This is a genomic window from Pseudoalteromonas sp. (genome assembly GCF_041629635.1).
GTDB lineage: Bacteria > Pseudomonadota > Gammaproteobacteria > Enterobacterales > Alteromonadaceae > Pseudoalteromonas.
In genome coordinates this window covers 13,155-30,448 of record NZ_JBFKMX010000033.1, presented here as the reverse complement: position 1 = coordinate 30,448, position 17,294 = coordinate 13,155, and the positions used below count along the sequence as shown (strand labels likewise).

14 protein-coding genes and 1 pseudogene are annotated in these 17,294 nt (G+C 39.3%); 10 read left to right on the top strand and 5 right to left on the bottom strand.

All coding sequences use genetic code 11. The features are described from left to right. From ABYD77_RS07135 to ABYD77_RS07120, 4 genes and pseudogenes are all read left to right on the top strand, one after another. Positions 1-636, top strand: a pseudogene (locus ABYD77_RS07135) (threonine ammonia-lyase, biosynthetic); the annotation flags it as partial. A gap of 106 nt (positions 637-742) precedes the next feature. Next, positions 743-1,918 carry a methyltransferase gene (locus tag ABYD77_RS07130; protein ID WP_372768407.1) on the top strand — a complete coding sequence of 392 codons (1,176 nt, stop codon included), beginning with the start codon at positions 743-745 and terminating at the stop codon, positions 1,916-1,918. A gap of 25 nt (positions 1,919-1,943) precedes the next feature. Beyond that, positions 1,944-2,594: a carbonate dehydratase gene (gene can / locus ABYD77_RS07125; RefSeq protein WP_372768405.1), complete on the top strand. Its 651-nt coding sequence runs from the start codon at positions 1,944-1,946 to the stop codon at positions 2,592-2,594. After that, a complete protein-coding gene (locus ABYD77_RS07120; RefSeq protein WP_372768403.1) occupies positions 2,545-3,318 on the top strand; it encodes a substrate-binding periplasmic protein in 774 nt (257 codons plus the stop codon). Before can ends, ABYD77_RS07120 begins: the two co-directional genes overlap by 50 nt. Before the next feature lie 8 nt (positions 3,319-3,326). Here ABYD77_RS07120 and ABYD77_RS07115 read toward each other — a convergent pair whose 3' ends face one another. Continuing rightward, positions 3,327-3,587 (bottom strand): accessory factor UbiK family protein, encoded by a 261-nt coding sequence (locus tag ABYD77_RS07115; protein WP_372768401.1) that lies wholly within the window; start codon positions 3,585-3,587, stop codon positions 3,327-3,329. A gap of 130 nt (positions 3,588-3,717) precedes the next feature. On the opposite strand from ABYD77_RS07115, the gene rep reads away from it, so the two are divergent. Beyond that, positions 3,718-5,730 (top strand): DNA helicase Rep, encoded by a 2,013-nt coding sequence (rep, locus tag ABYD77_RS07110; RefSeq protein WP_372768399.1) that lies wholly within the window; start codon positions 3,718-3,720, stop codon positions 5,728-5,730. Positions 5,731-5,732: 2 nt separating this feature from the next. On the opposite strand, the gene ABYD77_RS07105 is transcribed toward rep, so the two are convergent. The 3 genes from ABYD77_RS07105 to elbB all read right to left on the bottom strand — a co-directional run bounded on the left by ABYD77_RS07105 (position 5,733) and on the right by elbB (position 9,726). After that, positions 5,733-8,246: a diguanylate cyclase domain-containing protein gene (locus tag ABYD77_RS07105; protein ID WP_372768397.1), complete on the bottom strand. Its 2,514-nt coding sequence runs from the start codon at positions 8,244-8,246 to the stop codon at positions 5,733-5,735. A gap of 275 nt (positions 8,247-8,521) precedes the next feature. Then, entirely contained in the window at positions 8,522-8,917 is a 396-nt protein-coding gene (locus ABYD77_RS07100; RefSeq protein ID WP_372768395.1) for a cytochrome c5 family protein, read from the bottom strand. A 158-nt stretch (positions 8,918-9,075) separates the two neighbouring features. Then, positions 9,076-9,726: an isoprenoid biosynthesis glyoxalase ElbB gene (elbB, locus tag ABYD77_RS07095; RefSeq protein WP_372768393.1), complete on the bottom strand. Its 651-nt coding sequence runs from the start codon at positions 9,724-9,726 to the stop codon at positions 9,076-9,078. A gap of 495 nt (positions 9,727-10,221) precedes the next feature. Here elbB and polA point away from each other — a divergent pair, with 495 nt between their 5' ends. Beyond that, positions 10,222-12,966, top strand: a complete 2,745-nt coding sequence (gene polA / locus ABYD77_RS07090; protein ID WP_372768391.1) for a DNA polymerase I — start codon at positions 10,222-10,224, stop codon at positions 12,964-12,966. 281 nt (positions 12,967-13,247) lie between these two features. On the opposite strand, the gene yihA is transcribed toward polA, so the two are convergent. After that, positions 13,248-13,898 carry a ribosome biogenesis GTP-binding protein YihA/YsxC gene (gene yihA, locus ABYD77_RS07085; RefSeq protein WP_038637889.1) on the bottom strand — a complete coding sequence of 217 codons (651 nt, stop codon included), beginning with the start codon at positions 13,896-13,898 and terminating at the stop codon, positions 13,248-13,250. Between the two features lie 341 nt (positions 13,899-14,239). Here yihA and ABYD77_RS07080 point away from each other — a divergent pair, with 341 nt between their 5' ends. From ABYD77_RS07080 to ABYD77_RS07065, 4 genes are all read left to right on the top strand, one after another. After that, positions 14,240-14,872 carry a cytochrome c gene (locus tag ABYD77_RS07080; RefSeq protein WP_372768388.1) on the top strand — a complete coding sequence of 211 codons (633 nt, stop codon included), beginning with the start codon at positions 14,240-14,242 and terminating at the stop codon, positions 14,870-14,872. Between the two features lie 576 nt (positions 14,873-15,448). Further along, on the top strand, positions 15,449-16,096 hold the full coding sequence (locus ABYD77_RS07075) for a class I SAM-dependent methyltransferase (protein ID WP_372768386.1): 648 nt from the start codon (positions 15,449-15,451) through the stop codon (positions 16,094-16,096). A 36-nt stretch (positions 16,097-16,132) separates the two neighbouring features. Further along, positions 16,133-16,714 carry a Der GTPase-activating protein YihI gene (gene yihI / locus ABYD77_RS07070; RefSeq protein WP_372768384.1) on the top strand — a complete coding sequence of 194 codons (582 nt, stop codon included), beginning with the start codon at positions 16,133-16,135 and terminating at the stop codon, positions 16,712-16,714. Next, positions 16,714-17,217 carry a DUF2489 domain-containing protein gene (locus ABYD77_RS07065; RefSeq protein ID WP_372768382.1) on the top strand — a complete coding sequence of 168 codons (504 nt, stop codon included), beginning with the start codon at positions 16,714-16,716 and terminating at the stop codon, positions 17,215-17,217. Before yihI ends, ABYD77_RS07065 begins: the two co-directional genes overlap by 1 nt. The last annotated feature ends 77 nt before the right edge of the window (positions 17,218-17,294 follow it).

The following is a 17,294-nucleotide window of genomic DNA, read 5'->3' as shown; positions in this document are numbered from 1 at the left end:
GGTGCAAACCTTAACTTTGATAGATTACGTTATGTGGCAGAGCGTACTGCGCTGGGTGAGCATAACGAAGCTTTGTTATCGGTGACTATTAAAGAAGAAAAAGGCAGTTTTAAAAGTTTCTGTAAGGCACTCAATGGCCGCTCGATTACTGAGTTTAACTACCGCTACACAGGCCCAGGTGATGCTGAAATTTTTGTTGGTGTAGGCTTACGTAATGGTGAAGCTGAACTGGTGAGCTTAAAACAAGAGCTGACCGATAAAGGCTATGCTTTTGTTGATATGACCAATAACGAGCTGGCTAAATTGCATGTGCGTTATATGGTTGGCGGTAAACCGGGTGAGCAGTTATCAGAGCGCTTATTTCGTTTTGAGTTTCCTGAGTACCCAGGAGCGCTCGAGCGTTTTCTAGATACTTTAGGCGCAAATTGGAATATTAGCTTATTCCACTATCGCAATCATGGTGCTGCAACCGGAAATGTATTGGCTGCATTTGAAGTGCCTGAGCAAGATAACGCTGCCTTTAGTGAGCACTTACAACGTTTAGCTTATGCTTATCAAGAAGAAACTGACAATCCGTGTTATTTGCAGTTTTTGTCGAGTAAAGCACAACAGCTCGCGCAGGTAGCAAACAGCTAACGTAAACAACTTATCTAAATGCCCCAATAATTGGGGCATTTTCTATTCTGAACATCACAGCAAGATTTGTTATCATATCGCTATTCAAATTTAGCCTGTGTTGAAGATGTCTCACACCGCACTTTTTACCGCAATCGATACGCTATTAACTAAAACGCAAGCCTATTGGCAATGCGTTGCATTTGCGTCGCGCGAAATACCTTGGCCGCATTTAACAGAAACCCTGCTGGCGTTATCTGATGATGATGTTGAACAGCTTGAAAGTAATCAAGTTGAGTTACAGCGTTACTTGGCAAATCTTATTCCTGAGTTAGATAATGTTGAAAGCTTGTTACAACTGCCAAGCGCAAATAAGCAAACAGCCCAGTTTCCGTTTTGGCTTACCAATGGCATTAAAGGCAGTAAAATTGCTCAGTTAGAAAGTTTTGTGATGCAAACATCAGAGCAAGACTTACCGCTGCTGGAGTGGTGCGCAGGTAAAGGGCATTTAGGGCGGTTATATCATTTTGCCCACAAAGTGCCAGTACAGAGCGTTGAAATACAGCCTCAGCTAGTTGCTGAGGGGCAGCAGTTAGCACAGCAATTTGGCTTGGATATTAAACTTGCTGAATTGGATGTTTTATCCGAACGTGCTGCAGATTATTTACAGCAAGAGCAGCATGCGGTGGCACTTCATGCCTGTGGCGGGCTGCACCAAGCACTGATTAAACATGGTGTTGCCAAAGGCACTAAATTAATGAGCATTTCACCCTGTTGTTATCACTTATTTCAGCAATCTGAGCAGTATGTTGCAATGAGTGAGGTAGCCAAGCAGTCTCTGGTTACCTTTACTGCCAGTGATTTAAAGCTCGCCCTGCAAGAAACAGTTACCTCAGGAAAACGTATTTCACGTTTACGTGAAACTGAAACAGTATGGCGCTTAGCCTTTGACTGTTTGCTTGATGATGTACTTGAAAAAGACAGCTATCTTCCAGTGCCGTCAGCCAAAAAAGCCCTGTTCTCTGGTGAGTTTAGTGATTTTTGTACATGGGCTGCTAAGCAAAAGAATATTACTTTACCAGCACAGATAGATTACGCAGCTTATTTAGAACAAGGTAAATTACGACGTCAAATTACGCAGCGCATAGAGTTAGTGCGTCATGGCTTTAGGCGTTTGATTGAGCTTTGGTTAGTGCTTGACCGTGTTTTATATTTGGAGCAATTTGGCTACCGCGTTACACTCAGTGAGTTTTGTGAAAAACAGATCACACCAAGAAATATACTAATTCAGGCAAAAGCCTAAAAAACTATCAGGAACGCAAATACTGATGAATAAATTAGCGCATCTTTTTGTTAAGAATCGCTCGTGGGCAAAAGAAACAACGGATCGGGATCCTGAGTTTTTTAAGATTCTTTCAATGCAGCAAAATCCCGAATATTTATGGATAGGTTGTGCTGACTCCCGTGTACCAGCCAACGAGATAGTTGGCTTATTGCCTGGCGAATTATTTGTTCATAGAAATGTAGCAAATATGGTGGTACACACTGATCATAACTGTCTCTCTGTACTACAATATGCAGTAGAGGTTTTAAAAGTAAAACACATCATGGTGGTAGGCCATTATGGTTGTGGCGGTGTTAAAGCCGCACTTGACGGTGTGCGATTAGGGTTAATCGATAATTGGCTAAGACATGTTGTAGATGCGCGCGATAAGTATGAAGTGGAGCTTAATAGTTCTGCCAGTGAGCAGCAAAAGTTTGACCGCTTATGTGAAATAAACGTCATCGAACAAGTTAAAAATGTGTGCCAAACAAATATCGTGATGGATGCATGGGAGCGAGGACAAGAATTAGAAGTCCATGGCTGGATTTATGGGTTGGCTGATGGCCATATTAGAGATTTAGAAACCAGCATAAATGGGGCAAAACATGTGGCAAAAATTTATAACAGTGCCGTTCAAGGTGTGTTTAGTCGCTAGTATTTGCTTATTGTTTTTAAGGTTTGAGGTATTTGCTGAAACATTAGATGATACCGCATCGTCTCAGCAAATTAGTCTGCGCTTCGCAGTACCTAATTTCCCCCCCTACGCTTATTTAGATGAAAATAAGCAACTAGCAGGCCAAGGCGTTGAGCGAGTGTCTAAAGTATTAAATAATATGGGACTAAATTACGAACTTGATCTTGTAGATAATTACGGGACTGCGCTGAGGGAACTTCGAGGCGGCAATATTGACGGCTTCTTTTTAGCAACACAGAATCACTATCGTGACCGTATCGCTAAAATCAGTGATGCGGTGCTTATTAATAATTGGTGTTGGTTTTATAAAGAAGCTATCAAAATGGATTTTCAAGCGCCCCAGTTTAAATCACAAGCCAGAATTGGCACACTTTTAAACACTAATACACAAGTGTGGCTACAAGATAATGACTACACAATTACAACGCTAAGTAATGATGTTGATACATTGGTAGAAATGTTGCTTACAGATAGATTGGATATTGTTTTTCTATCAGAAAGTGTATTTTTACATGCGTTGTCAAAGCATGTTGAAAATAAATCGAAGATTGCTAGTACAATAGAATCTAGTCGTAATTTTTCAGTCTATTTTTCAAATGATTTTTTAGCAAAACACCTTTGGTTTTTAGATGCTTTCAATAGTGAACTGGCGAAATTGAAGGCAAAAGAAAAAGAAGCGCTTTAGCTTCTTTTTTATTCTGCGTCTTTATTTGCTAGCTTTGCTTCAAGCTCAGTAACGCGCTGCTCTAGGATTGCTAGCTTTTCACGTGTTCTTAGTAGCACTTGGCTCTGCACTTCAAAATCTTCACGACTAACAAAATCCATTTCGCTTAATTTATTTTGAATCGCTTGTTTGGTTTTCACTTCAATTGTGTCAGCAAGGTTTTTAACACCTTGTGGCATGTTTTCAGTAATTTGTTTTGCAATTTCTTCAAGTTTGGCTGGGTTAATCATAGTCAAAATCTATTATTAAAAACTGTACATAGTTTAACGCATCATAACGAGCCAGCAAAGACAATCCTTGCGCCTAGCATAGTGGCATTTTAAAATCCCTTTCTTTGTTGTGTTAACGCAAGCGATTTTAATGAAACTCAACCCTAAACAAGATGAAGCGGTTAAATATATTAGCGGACCATGCTTGGTTCTCGCTGGTGCTGGTTCAGGCAAAACTCGTGTAATTACCAATAAAATTGCCTACTTAGTGCAAAAATGTGAATACAAAGCGCGTAATATCGCTGCGGTAACCTTTACGAATAAAGCCGCAAAAGAAATGCGTGAGCGTGTGGCACAAACACTTGGTAAGCATGAAGCGAAAGGCTTATGGGTATCAACGTTTCACACCTTAGGGTTAGAAATCATTAAAAAAGAGCTTAATACCTTAGGTTTTAAACCAGGCTTTTCGCTGTTTGATGATCAAGACACCAATCAGTTGCTTGCAGAATTGACCGAACCTGAATTGAAAGGCGATAAAGATCTGCTTAATTTGCTAAAAATGCAGATCTCCAATTGGAAGAACGACCTTATCGTTCCTGAGCAAGCAATTGCTGAAGCGCGCGAGCAACAAAAAGTCTTATTTGCCCAATTATATGCGCGTTTTCAAAATCAGTTGCGTGCATATAACGCACTCGACTTTGACGACTTAATTATGATCCCGACACTGCTTCTGGCTGCTAATCCTGATGTGCGCGACCGTTGGCAGGATCGTTTTCGTTATTTATTAGTGGATGAATATCAAGATACTAATACCAGCCAATATCAATTAGTTAAGCTATTGGTAGGTGAACGTGCGCGCTTTACTGTAGTAGGTGATGATGACCAAAGTATTTATTCTTGGCGTGGTGCAAAGCCGCAAAACTTGGTGTTATTAAGTAAAGATTTTCCAGGGCTACGTTTAATTAAGCTTGAACAAAACTACCGAAGCGCGGGGCGTATTCTTAAATCAGCTAATATCCTGATTGCTAATAATCCACATGTGTTTGATAAAAAACTGTTTAGTGAATTGGCATACGGTGAACAAATTAAAGTCATTGCCACCAAAGATGAAGAACATGAAGCTGAACGTGTTGTTGCTGAGATTATTTCGCACAAATTTATGAAGCGAACCAGCTTTAAAGACTATGCGATTTTGTACCGTGGTAATCACCAAGCTCGGGTATTTGAAAAAGCACTGATGGGAAGCCATATTCCTTATAAAATAAGTGGCGGTATGTCGTTTTTTTCACGTGCAGAAATTAAAGATATTATGGCTTACTTGCGCTTGTTGGTGAATCAAGATGACGATAACGCTTTTTTACGCATCGTAAATACACCAAGACGAGAAATTGGGCCTGTTACTCTAGAAAAGTTAGGTTCATTGGCAAATGAAAAACACATTAGTTTATTTGCTGCGTGTTTTGAGCCTGAGCTTTCGTCGCGTTTAACGGGGCGTGGTTACAATGCCTTAATGGGCTTTGCACGCTGGGTTGTTGAGCTTTCTGATCGTGCCACTCGCGGTGATACCCTTGAAGCAGTTAAAGATATGGTGCGTGAGATTAACTACGAAGACTACTTGTATGAAACCTCAACCAGCGCTAAAGCTGCTGAAATGCGTATGAAAAACGTGTCGGAATTGTATCGCTGGATTACTGATATGTTAGTTGGCAGTAGTGAAAATCCACCGCTAACATTACCAGAAGTAGTAATGAAGCTGACACTACGCGACATGCTTGAACGCAACGAAGAAGAGGATGAATCTGATGCAGTGCAATTACTGACATTGCACGCTTCTAAAGGTCTTGAATACCCCTATGTATTTATGGTTGGTATGGAAGAAGGTTTACTGCCGCATCAAACTAGCATAGATGAAGATAACGTTGAGGAAGAGAGGCGCTTAGCCTATGTAGGCATTACTCGTGCACAGCAAGAGCTAATTTTAACCTACGCTAAAGAACGCAGGATGTTTGGTGAGACAATTACACCTGAGCTAAGCCGATTTGTTGCAGAGATGCCGCAAGACGACCTTTCATACGAAATGCGTAAACAGCCGCAAAACCAACAACAGCGTATGGAGAAAGGTCAAGCAAGGGTTGCTAACTTACGCGCAATGCTTAAAAAATAAGGTTATTGCTCTGCCGATTTACTGTGTGGCTTTTGCTTAGTTTCAACTGTTGAAAGCTGCTCAGTTTCTTGTGCTAATGGACTTAAAAACAAAATAACCCCAAGTTTTTTCAGTGTCGATTGGAAGTTTATAATTGCCGGTCCCGTAGCAACGATATTACAAGCTGTATTTTGAGTTAGCGAGATAAGTGCGGCTAATTGCTGTTGTGCGAGTTTTTCATTAATTAATTTTCGACAAAAACTTAAATCCAATAGCAAATAATCAAACTCAACGCTGGTTAGTTTTACTAGGTCGATTTGCTGTCTTGCTACCTCAATAACACCAATCTTGAATCCCATTTTTTTTAGTAGTTGTAGATTTTCGATTTGCCGTGTTGAAAGCTCTACTAAGTTACTATCAGTAATCAACCAGCAAATATCTCGGTAAGACTTAGCTAGTTGATGGCTAAAATGTTCAAACTCATTTGCCAGAATGCTCGCATGTAATTGTAAAAACACTGTGTCATTTTGCACAATATGCGGCATAACTTGGTTTAATAAATAATCACTGTAATCAATAGCTGGATGCTGTTCTTGTAGCAAATGATTAAGCGAAATTTTACTACCTGACTCAAGGGTTAAATGAGGATTAAAGTAGGTAGCAATACCTTTGTCTTTTTGTAGGTTGATGATTTTTGTTTTTACAAAACTTAACTGGCCAGTATTGATTTCATTAGCACTTACTAAGTTATTTCTTGGAATATGCTCTGAAGATGCCAGTCTGATGGTGCCTTTGCCCGATTTTTTCGCTTGATACATTGCACTATCGGCATCTCGAATAATTTCGTCAGTGCTAACATAGGCTTTATTGCTATATGCAATACCAATACTTGCACCACTTTTTATGCACTGCTCATTAATGCAAAACGGCTTATTCATAATTTTGATAATACGTTTTGCAATCTGCTTTGCTTCATCTTTATGCTGCAAATGTGTTAATAAAATTACAAACTCATCACCACCAAAACGCGCAAGTAGGTCATGTTCGCGGATACAGGTTGAAAACGCATTGGCGGTCGATTTCAAAAATTGATCTCCGGCATGGTGCCCAAGGGTGTCGTTAATATCTTTAAAATTATCTAAGTCGATAAACATCACTGCAAAACAATGAGATTTATCGCGTTTATTGCGCTGTAATGTTTTATCAAGCTGGGAAATAAATAAGCTGCGATTGGCAAGGCCAGTTAAATTATCATGATGTGCATCATGAAATAATTGTCGCTCAATTTTCTTACGTTCTTCAATTTGCAGTTGCAGGTGAATATTTGCTTGTTGGAGTTCAGCCGTCTTTTCTTTTACTCTTTGTTCTAACTGATTATCAGCTATGTGCTTAACAACGACATTAGAGATCTGTTCTGAAACATAAGATATTAATTCAATGTCAGATTGTTTGTAACGATATTCATCGTTAAATGCTTGGCAAACTAAAATACCTATTACTTGTTGACGATGGTAGAGAGGCACACCAATCCAAGATGTTGGTAATGGGGAGCTATTAAACTTTACAGGGAGTTCAATATTGCCGCGAGCAACTTCGTTTAAGATCCTATTCTGATCAAACAGCTCGGTTTTTCCAGAGTTAATAACAAATTCGGTAAGCCCCTTTGAAAAAGTTCTAGGGTGATAATCTGAGGACATTTCGTCTACTGCATAGGGGCAACTGATGATATTTTCTGAGCGATCATACAATGCAACAAAAAGGTTTTTAGCATAGACCTCCTCATTAATAATACTGTGTACTCGTTTAAAGAAATCTTGATTATTAAAACTTTTAGTTGCTAACTTTGATATTGCATAAAGGATATTTTGTTTACGAATTGTTTCTTGATTACGAGCTACTTCTAGACGAAGTTGCTCGGTTCGTTCTTCAACTTGTTGCGCCATACACTGACGCTTTTTAACACGTTCAACAGCAGTACTAAAATAGAATGCAATGGTTTCAAATAGTGCTATCTGGCTTTCATCAAAAGGCTGATTAACATCATAACTTTGTGTTGCCATAACACCGATAACTTTACCATCGTGATGAATTGGCACACCCAACCAATACTCACAAGGTGTGCCCATAACACGACAAATGCCTTTTATTTCGCACTCTTCAATTTGTTTTTTGTTAAATAGTTTGGTGCGGCCTGTTTTGAAAACTAACCCTGTCAGTGAATTATCTAACATGCCTGCTTGCTGTGCTTGAATAGGTAAATGGATGCCATCGACTTCATCGACAAAATAGGTTAGCTCTAATTCGCCTATACTGGGGTTAAATAGCACCACATAAAAATTGCGACATGGCAGGCTGCTTTCAAGAATTTGTTGAATAGCTGGGTAGAGTAGAGTTAATTCAGAAACCTTACTAGCTTGCTCTGAAAGTTGTAAAAGGGCGTTTTGTGTTTGTAAAGAGCTTTGGTATTTCTTTACTAAACTCTTAAGGCGCTTTATCTTTCTCTGTTGTGAAGCACTGTAAGTGAGAGCATTGTCCATTGCTATTTCTTATTATTAGATAATTTTTATTACAATCATTGGCCTTTTAAATTGCATAGACCAACCTTGTTTATTTTTTAACCTTATTTTTTCATCTTTCATATAAAATAGCAATGCTGTACTATATTTGGGTAAAATTATAAGTCTTTGAAATTTAATGTTTAATTATCAATTCTTATATACTTTTTTTTTCTAAGAATTATTAGAATAGTTATATTAATGCTATACATTAAAAAAGCCGCTTAACTAAGCGGCTTTCAGCGATTGAGCTTAACTCAGTTTCCCTTTAGCATAAACTCAATAGCAGCTTTAATCTCATCATCAGAACAATTCATACAAGTACCACGTGGTGGCATTGCATTAAATCCATTAATCGCATGGTCCATTAATACGTCCATACCCTTAGCAAGACGTGTATCCCAATCAGCTTTCGTTTTAGGTGCACCTAATGCGCCAGTACCATGACAACCAAAACAACTTGCTTGATATACTTGTTGACCTGTACGAGGGCCGGTCGGTTCAGCAACAACTGGTTCTGCACCCGCTAAATAAACAGAGCCAACTGGCGCGATACGTTTTTTAATCGCTTCTTCAGTTAACGAGTTATCAAAAGGTGCTGCAACTGCAACAGTTGCACTCATCATTAGTAATGCTGCTGTTAATTTTTTCATTTTTTACTTGCTCACAAAATTGGGGTGATCTATCACAATAGACGGAAATTAGCACAATTATAACGTCTGATGAAAATTTATAAAATGGTTAGTTATGGCTAATTAGTCTTAAAATATTAAAAAGTTGCGCTAGCGCAACTTTTGACTATTCAACAAACTTAGCTCATTTTGATTAGTCTAGCGATGGCTTTTTCAATTCCTCTTGCTGCTTCACGAATATTTGTTGCAAGCATATAAGCAGGTGTGCTGATTACTTTTGCTTGCTCATCCACCACGATATCACCTACATCACAACTTTTATGGGTTGCACCAAGGGCGTTTACTGCAAAAGCTGTATCAATATCGTTACCTATCGTTGCTAACGTACCCTTGGGGTATATTTGTGGGATAAGTGCAGGTGCAATACAAATATAAGCAGCCGGTTTTTGAGCATTGGCAAATGCGCGGCATGCATTAGCAACATCAGCATTGATTTCACAATCAGCCCCTTTCAATGCAAAATTGCATAAATTTTTTGCTGCACCAAAGCCTCCTGGCAATGCAAGCGCATCAAACTCATTTACATCTAATTCAACAAGATCTTTGATGTCACCTCGGGCAATACGCGCAGCTTCAATTAGCACATTGCGATGCTCTGGCATTTCTTCACCTGTAAGATGATTAATTACATGAAGTTGATCAATATTTGGTGCAAAGCACTGATAGTGTGCGCCTTGTAATTCAATATTAAGTAATGTTAGCACTGCTTCATGAATTTCAGCGCCATCAAAAACGCCACTTCCACTTAAAATTACGGCTACTTTCTTCATGGTCTATTTAGCTTCCCGTTACAAATTTAGTTGTCGCTATATTCTAGCTATAAATAATCGATATAAATAAAAAAAAATTATAAAAAGATCACTAGGATCTTTGATCTTTTATTGGTAGAGTAGCTGCCCTGCTAAAGATTAGGATGTTCCTTTCTAAGATTTAAGGATAGATATTTAGCTGTTTCCACAATTTGGAAAATTAATAATAATAACAATAAGCTAGTTTTCTACTCTTGTTAAGTTGCTAATAAATAAATAGATTATTTTATTCCTTCTTGGTTTTTGCCACAGTTCGGGAAGGCCCTGTTACATCTTTACTAACAAAGTTATCCACAGCTTGTAACCAATCATACCGGGTGTTGCTAGTTTACCTAGTCTAATGTTTAATCAGAAAACACATTTCTGGTGTTTTATGAAGTTGATTCCTCGTTTTCTTATCGGGGTTATGGCATGCTATCGGCAATTTATACTTAAATCGTTGTAAGGCGAGTGCTTATGGCTCAGAACCCTGAAAATCCCTTGATCTTGGTTGATGGTTCATCATATTTATTCCGTGCTTATCATGCTCCACCGCATTTAACAAACTCTAAAGGCGAAGCTACTGGCGCAATTTATGGTGTTATAAACATGCTTAAAAGTCTTGTTAAGCAGTATTCACCAAGTCACATGGTTGTGATCTTTGATGCAAAAGGGCCGACTTTCCGCAATGAAATGTATTCTGAATACAAAGCAAATCGCCCACCAATGCCAGATGATTTACGCAGTCAAATTGAGCCAATTCATAACATCATTAAAGCAATGGGATTACCTCTGATTAGTATTCCTGGTGTTGAAGCAGATGATGTTATTGGTACGCTTGCCAAACAAGCCTCAGAGCAAAAACGTGATGTGCTTATTAGTACAGGCGATAAGGATATGGCGCAGTTAGTTGATGAGCATGTAACGCTTATTAACACCATGACCAATACTATTTTAGACCCAGAAGGTGTGGTAAATAAATTTGGCATTGGTCCAGAACTTATTATCGACTTTTTAGCTTTAATGGGTGACAAGGTTGATAACATTCCGGGCGTACCTGGTGTTGGTGAGAAAACCGCACTAGCGATGTTACAAGGGCTTGGTTCAATTGACTCGCTTTATGACAATTTAGATAAGATTGCAGATCTTGGTTTCCGTGGTTCCAAAACCATGGCTAAAAAGCTGGAAGATAATAAAGAGCAATTACAGTTATCCTATGAGCTTGCAACCATCAAGCTCGATGTTGAAATTGAACAAGATATTGAATCATTTAAAGTTGCAGAAGCTAATACTGATGAGTTAATCAAACTGTATGGTGAATGTGAATTTAAACGCTGGTTGAGTGAGCTGCTTGATGGAAATACCGCACCAGCGGCAGAAGTGGAAAGCACAATTCCAGCGCAGCAAATTGAAGCTAACTATGAAACGATTTTAACTGAAGCGCAGCTTGATAGTTGGATTTCAAAGTTAGAAAAAGCCGAGTTATTTGCATTCGATACAGAAACCACCAGTCTTGATTACATGCAAGCCGATTTAGTCGGTATGAGCTTTGCTGTAACAGAAGGTGAAGCAGCTTATTTACCATTAAAACATGATTACTTAGGTGCGCCTGTACAGCTAGATCTTGACTTGGTAGTTAGCAAGCTTGGACCGATCTTAGCTGATCATAATAAAGCGAAAGTAGGGCAAAACCTTAAATACGATAAAAGTGTACTCGCGCGAGCGGGTATCGAACTTAATGGTATTCGCTTTGATACCATGCTTGAATCATATGTGCTTAATAGTGTTGGCACTCGCCATGATATGGATTCATTAGCATTAAAGTATTTAGGCCATAAAAATATTAGCTTTGAAGAAATTGCCGGCAAAGGCAAAGCGCAGCTAACGTTTAATCAAATTGAGCTGGAAAAAGCGGCACCTTACGCAGCCGAAGATGCCGACATTACGCTACGTTTGCATAATACACTTTGGCCAATGTTAGAAAAAGAAGCTGACTTGCTTGAAGTATTTAACACCATAGAGCTGCCTTTGGTTAGCGTATTATCAAATATGGAACGCACAGGTGTTCATATTAATAGCCAAATGCTAGCACAGCAAAGTGTTGAAATTGCTGCACGCCTTGAAGAGCTAGAAAAAGAAGCCTATGAGATTGCCGGTGAGGAGTTTAATTTAAGTTCTACTAAGCAGCTTCAGGGAATTCTATTCGACAAACTGGGTTTGCCAGTGCTTAAAAAAACACCAAAAGGGGCACCATCGACTGCGGAAGAAGTACTGCAAGAGTTAGCACATGATTACCCGTTACCTAAACTGATTATTGAGCATCGTGGTTTAGCAAAACTCAAATCAACGTATACGGATAAATTACCAAAGATGGTAGATGAAGTTACACAGCGTGTCCACACTTCTTATCATCAAGCGGTTACAGCTACGGGGCGTTTAAGTTCAAGCGATCCTAATTTACAGAATATTCCAATTCGCAATGAAGCAGGTCGCCGCATTCGTCAGGCATTTGTTGCAGCACCTGGTAAGTTAATTATGGCTGCCGATTATAGCCAAATTGAGTTACGTATTATGGCGCACTTGTCACAAGATAAAGGTTTACTCAGTGCGTTTGCTGAGGGCAAAGATGTTCACAGTGCGACCGCTGCGGAAGTATTTGGTGTACCACTTGAAACTGTCACATCAGACATGCGACGTAAAGCAAAAGCAGTAAACTTTGGCTTAATTTATGGCATGAGTGCATTTGGCCTGTCGCGTCAGCTAGATATTCCTCGAAATGAAGCGCAACATTATATGGATACTTATTTTGAACGCTTCCCAGGTGTACTTGAGTATATGGAGCGTACGCGTGAAGATGCTGCTGAAAAAGGTTATGTCAGTACATTATTTGGTCGTCGTTTGTATCTACCTGAAATCAATGCACGTAATGGTGCTCGCCGAAAAGCTGCAGAACGTGCTGCGATTAACGCGCCTATGCAAGGTACAGCAGCTGATATTATTAAACGTGCAATGATCAATGTTTCAGGTTGGCTTAAAACACAGTCATCTGAAGATATTGAAATGATTATGCAGGTTCACGATGAGCTCGTGTTCGAGATCAAGGCTGAGAAAGTGAGCGAGTTTAGCGAGAAAATATGTGCCTTAATGAGTGAAGCCGCTGAACTAGATGTACCACTATTAGTTGAGGCTGACTCAGGGGATAACTGGGAACAAGCCCATTAAACTTTAACGTTTTAATATGATATTTAAATAGCCAACAATCTTTGTTGGCTATTTTTTATATTAAATTTAGCTTTGCTTGATTTTAATGCAGTTCGTTACATTTCTTTGCATTTTGGCGCGATATAGCTTTATTTTGCGAATCTGCTTTGTTAAAGTGCGCGCCGTCCCATAAGGACATCCTGTTGATGATGTATCTCTTACGGGGTACAGCGTTTTAATAGCTTCTCCCCAGATTGCTATACCCGGTTGGTTTATGCCAACCGGTTTTTTCTAATCTTCTCTTATGACGTGGTTTCGTCATCTTCTTGTTCAGGCGCAACAGCTTCAACTTCACCTAAGTACCAAACATCCAGTGTTTTTGCGAGTTCTGGTAAACCAATGCCTTTAAGAGATGAGAATGCATGAACCGTTATTTTGTCACTTAACTCTTTTAACTCACGACGAACTTTGAGTACTTCACTTTTGCGTTTTCCTTGCTTTAGTTTGTCCGCTTTAGTTAGCAGTGCAAGAATTTCTAAATCGCTGTCTACGGCCCAATTGATAAGGTCCATATCTAACTCTTTTAATGGATGACGGATATCCATTAAAACCACAATACCTTTCAGGCTTTCGCGTTTTTGCAGGTACTCGCCAAGTGATTTCTGCCACTTCTTTTTCATTTCAAGTGGCACTTTAGCAAAGCCGTAACCTGGAAGATCTATTAAACGCATATTCTCACCTAGTGAGAATGTATTTATCAATTGAGTACGACCAGGTGTTTTACTGGTACGTGCTAATTTTTGATCGGTTAACGCGTTGAGGGCGCTCGATTTACCTGCATTAGAACGGCCTGCAAATGCCACTTCAACACCCGTATCAGCAGGCAGTTTAGTGATATCTGGTGCACTTGTAATAAAGCTCGCTTTTGAATATTGAACCCGTGACTTTAGCAAGGTTAGCTCCTTAAAACGCTGTTAAGATTAAAGGCTGATCCCAATCGAGGGGATTTTTTGCTAGATTGCCTTTAACAAATCTTTTCTTTCTGGGCGCTTATTTTATACTAACAAGAGCTAAATAAGTAATGCTTTGTCTTTTTTAATGGGCATATTTAACCTTGAGAAAGATCAAAGAAAAGCGCCTTTCGGGAGTTTTTTAATAAAAACCCCTATATTTTATATGTTTTATAAAGGCATAAGACGTGCCAGATAAAATTTAATCGTGTAGAATATGGCTACTTTAGCTGGTATTCATTCCTGCTTGTCAGGTTTTAATAGGGTCGAAACAGAGAAATAGCATGAAAAAAATAGCTTTATCTTTAATGATGGTTGCTGGTGCGTTCAGCGTTAATCAAGCTGCTGCTTTTGAAGGCGATATAGAAGCTGGAAAAACGAAAGCTGCGACATGTGTTGCTTGTCACGGTGTAGATGGAAACAAACCACTTCCTAATCACCCTAAACTTGCAGGTCAGCACGCTCAATACTTATTCAAGCAATTAAAAGAATTTAAATTAGGCATGACCTCAGGTGGTGCTGAGGGTCGTATGGACCCTGTAATGAGTGGAATGGCTATGCCGCTATCAGAGCAAGACATGAGAGATATTGCAGCTTACTTTGCAAGCATAAACATGGAGTCTGGCACAACCCCTGAAGATGTTGTTGCTGAAGGCGGAAAACTATACAAAGCAGGTGATGCTGAGCGCGGTATTCCAGCATGTGCAGCATGTCATGGACCACGTGGTAACGGTACTTCTCTGGCGGGCTTCCCGAAAGTATCTTTCCAAAATGCTGATTACGTGAAAGCACAACTTGAAAAATTCCGCTCTGGTGAACGCAATAATGATCTTAATGGCATGATGCGTGATCTTGCTAAAAAGTTAACAGATAAAGATATTGAGCTTCTTTCTAAGTATGTTTCAGGTCTTCACTAATTATACTGATTTGTGTAATTGATAAAAAAAGCAGCGTAAGCTGCTTTTTTTATACTTAAGTCTGTGAGACATATCTTACAAGTGGTGTGGGAAAGTGACCAATGTTAACTGTAAGTTAATTCGCTATTTTGCATTTGAATTATGTTTAAGTGTATGTTTTTTATTATTAACGTTTTTTCTAAAGAAAACTTTTTTTATTTATTTTAGTTAAATTAGTTGTAACAAAATTATTAACAAGTAAATTATTCACCTGTCGCAAGGGACAAAAAAATAACAGGGAAAGCAGTAAAATACGGAAGTGCAGCGACAATTATGTGCGTAGGGGAAAGTAACCAATGGTTACACTAAGGGATTGCTAAGAAAGCGTTAGGAAGACCGAAAATAAAAAAAGCACGGAAGAAAATAATAAAAATACGGATAGTAAAATAATAATAATATTAGACTTGTTGGTTAAAACAGTCGAAGGGAGAAGTGTCATAGACACTCAGATTAGTAGGCGACAGAGATTCTCTGTCGCCTTTTTATTTGCCTTGAAAAAATTGTTACTATACTCTAAATCAATTTTAGACCGCACTCATGCTAGAACCTTGCCCTTTATGCCATCACCCTGATGTTTCGCTCTTTAGTCAAGATAAACGTCGTGATTACTTTCAATGTAACCATTGCCGACTTGTATTTGTTGCCCGTAGTCAGATGATCTCTTTAACCGAAGAAAAGAAAATCTATGATAGTCACCAAAATGATGTAAATGACGCCGGTTATCAGCAATTTCTGAGCAGAGCACTTAATCCATTATTGGCCGAATTAGATAAGCCCAGCAGCGGTTTAGACTTCGGTTGTGGTCCAGGCCCTGCACTTGCCAAAATGTTGGAAGAAAAAGGCCATTCGACGGCACTCTACGATATTTTTTATTACCCTCATCAGGAAGTGTTAAATCAGCAGTACGATTTTGTCTCGTGCACAGAAGTGATAGAGCATTTGGCAAAACCTGCAGAAGTGTGGCAACAACTGCTGGGTTTATTAAAACCGCAAGGGGTTTTAGTGGTGATGACTAAATTGGTGATTAATCAAGAGCGTTTTAAAAACTGGCATTACAAGAATGATATTACTCACATCAACTTTTTCTCGCAGGAAACGTTTAGCTATTTAGCCAAACAAAGTGATTTATCCCTGACATTTTATGGAGATGATGTGATGCTATTTAAAAAGTCAGCAATGGTGTAAAATAGTCTTAGTTTTGAAAATTATTTAGATGTAGTTATGACCAGAAAGAAAAAGTCACGCAAAATCGGTAGCGGTGGTAACGGTAGCTTCCGTTTGAGCAAAGAGAAACTTGCCGAGTTACGCGCTTTAAAAGAGCAGCGTGTTAAAAAGCGTACTGGTAATAAAGCGGGTACGCGTAATGCGCAAGAAGTTATGGATGAACACAATACTTCAGGTAAGCAACGCAAAGATACGCGTCTTGGTAGTAAAAAGCCTATTAGCCTAGTACCTGAAGCTGCGGCTATTGAGCAGCAACCAGAGTTTAAACGTCATTTACAGCCTCAAGTAGAGCTGCGTAAAGTTGTTGAACCTGAGCTTACGCCAGAGCAAGAGCTTGAGCAAATTGAAAATGATCAAAAGCTAATGTCGTTACTTGAACGTCAAAATGCGGGCGAAGTGCTAGTTGGTAAAGATGCTAAATACCTGAATGCAAAAGTGGCACGCCACCAAGCGTTATGTGAACTACTCGGTATTGAAGATGAAGACGAGTTTGACGACGAAGATATGTTAGACCAGTTTATGTCGAACGACCTTGCCGATGAATGGCTGAGCGATGATGACGAGGAGGAGCTTAAGTAGTGAGTCCTCTTTGGGTAATTGCCATTATTGTTGCTGTAGCGATTGTCGCTGGCCTTGCTTTTTACGCCGGTAAATTGTTATTCCAATTGAAAGTACAAAAAGAGCAGCAACAAGCTCAACTAGAAAAGCTAAAAGCCAAAGCGCTTGAACGCAATGCGAAGATTGCCGACAGCATTAACTTGATTGCTCGCGCAATGAAAGAGAAGCAGTGTGAATATTCAGAAGGCTGTTTACGTATCTGGGTATTGATGTCGCAATATCAATTTGCTGAAAAAGTTGATCCTGAAACGGAATATGAGCATGTGTTTAAGATGTATGAGGTGGTAAAAGAAATGCCAACTCATGATGCTCGCAAGAAATATAGCAAGAAAGAAATCTTTCAGATGGATAGCAAACGTTGGCGCGCTGAACAGGAACTCGAAGAGGGTATTCTAGCTGAAGCAGCAAAAATTGAGGCTTATTTCCCTGCTGATCCTAAAGCAAAGCATGTTTTTGCTAGTTAACCTTAGGTTTCTTTAGAAATAGAATAAAGCCAGCACTCGCTGGCTTTATTGTTTTGGATCAAAACCTCATTTTGCTT

Coding starts and splice junctions, on each gene's coding strand:
- ABYD77_RS07130 (WP_372768407.1), top strand. CDS start 743: ATGTCTCACACCGCACTTTTTACCGCAATCGATACGCTATTAACTAAA.
- can (WP_372768405.1), top strand. CDS start 1,944: ATGAATAAATTAGCGCATCTTTTTGTTAAGAATCGCTCGTGGGCAAAA.
- ABYD77_RS07120 (WP_372768403.1), top strand. CDS start 2,545: ATGTGGCAAAAATTTATAACAGTGCCGTTCAAGGTGTGTTTAGTCGCT.
- ABYD77_RS07115 (WP_372768401.1), bottom strand. CDS start 3,587: ATGATTAACCCAGCCAAACTTGAAGAAATTGCAAAACAAATTACTGAA.
- rep (WP_372768399.1), top strand. CDS start 3,718: ATGAAACTCAACCCTAAACAAGATGAAGCGGTTAAATATATTAGCGGA.
- ABYD77_RS07105 (WP_372768397.1), bottom strand. CDS start 8,246: ATGGACAATGCTCTCACTTACAGTGCTTCACAACAGAGAAAGATAAAG.
- ABYD77_RS07100 (WP_372768395.1), bottom strand. CDS start 8,917: ATGAAAAAATTAACAGCAGCATTACTAATGATGAGTGCAACTGTTGCA.
- elbB (WP_372768393.1), bottom strand. CDS start 9,726: ATGAAGAAAGTAGCCGTAATTTTAAGTGGAAGTGGCGTTTTTGATGGC.
- polA (WP_372768391.1), top strand. CDS start 10,222: ATGGCTCAGAACCCTGAAAATCCCTTGATCTTGGTTGATGGTTCATCA.
- ABYD77_RS07080 (WP_372768388.1), top strand. CDS start 14,240: ATGAAAAAAATAGCTTTATCTTTAATGATGGTTGCTGGTGCGTTCAGC.
- ABYD77_RS07075 (WP_372768386.1), top strand. CDS start 15,449: ATGCTAGAACCTTGCCCTTTATGCCATCACCCTGATGTTTCGCTCTTT.
- yihI (WP_372768384.1), top strand. CDS start 16,133: ATGACCAGAAAGAAAAAGTCACGCAAAATCGGTAGCGGTGGTAACGGT.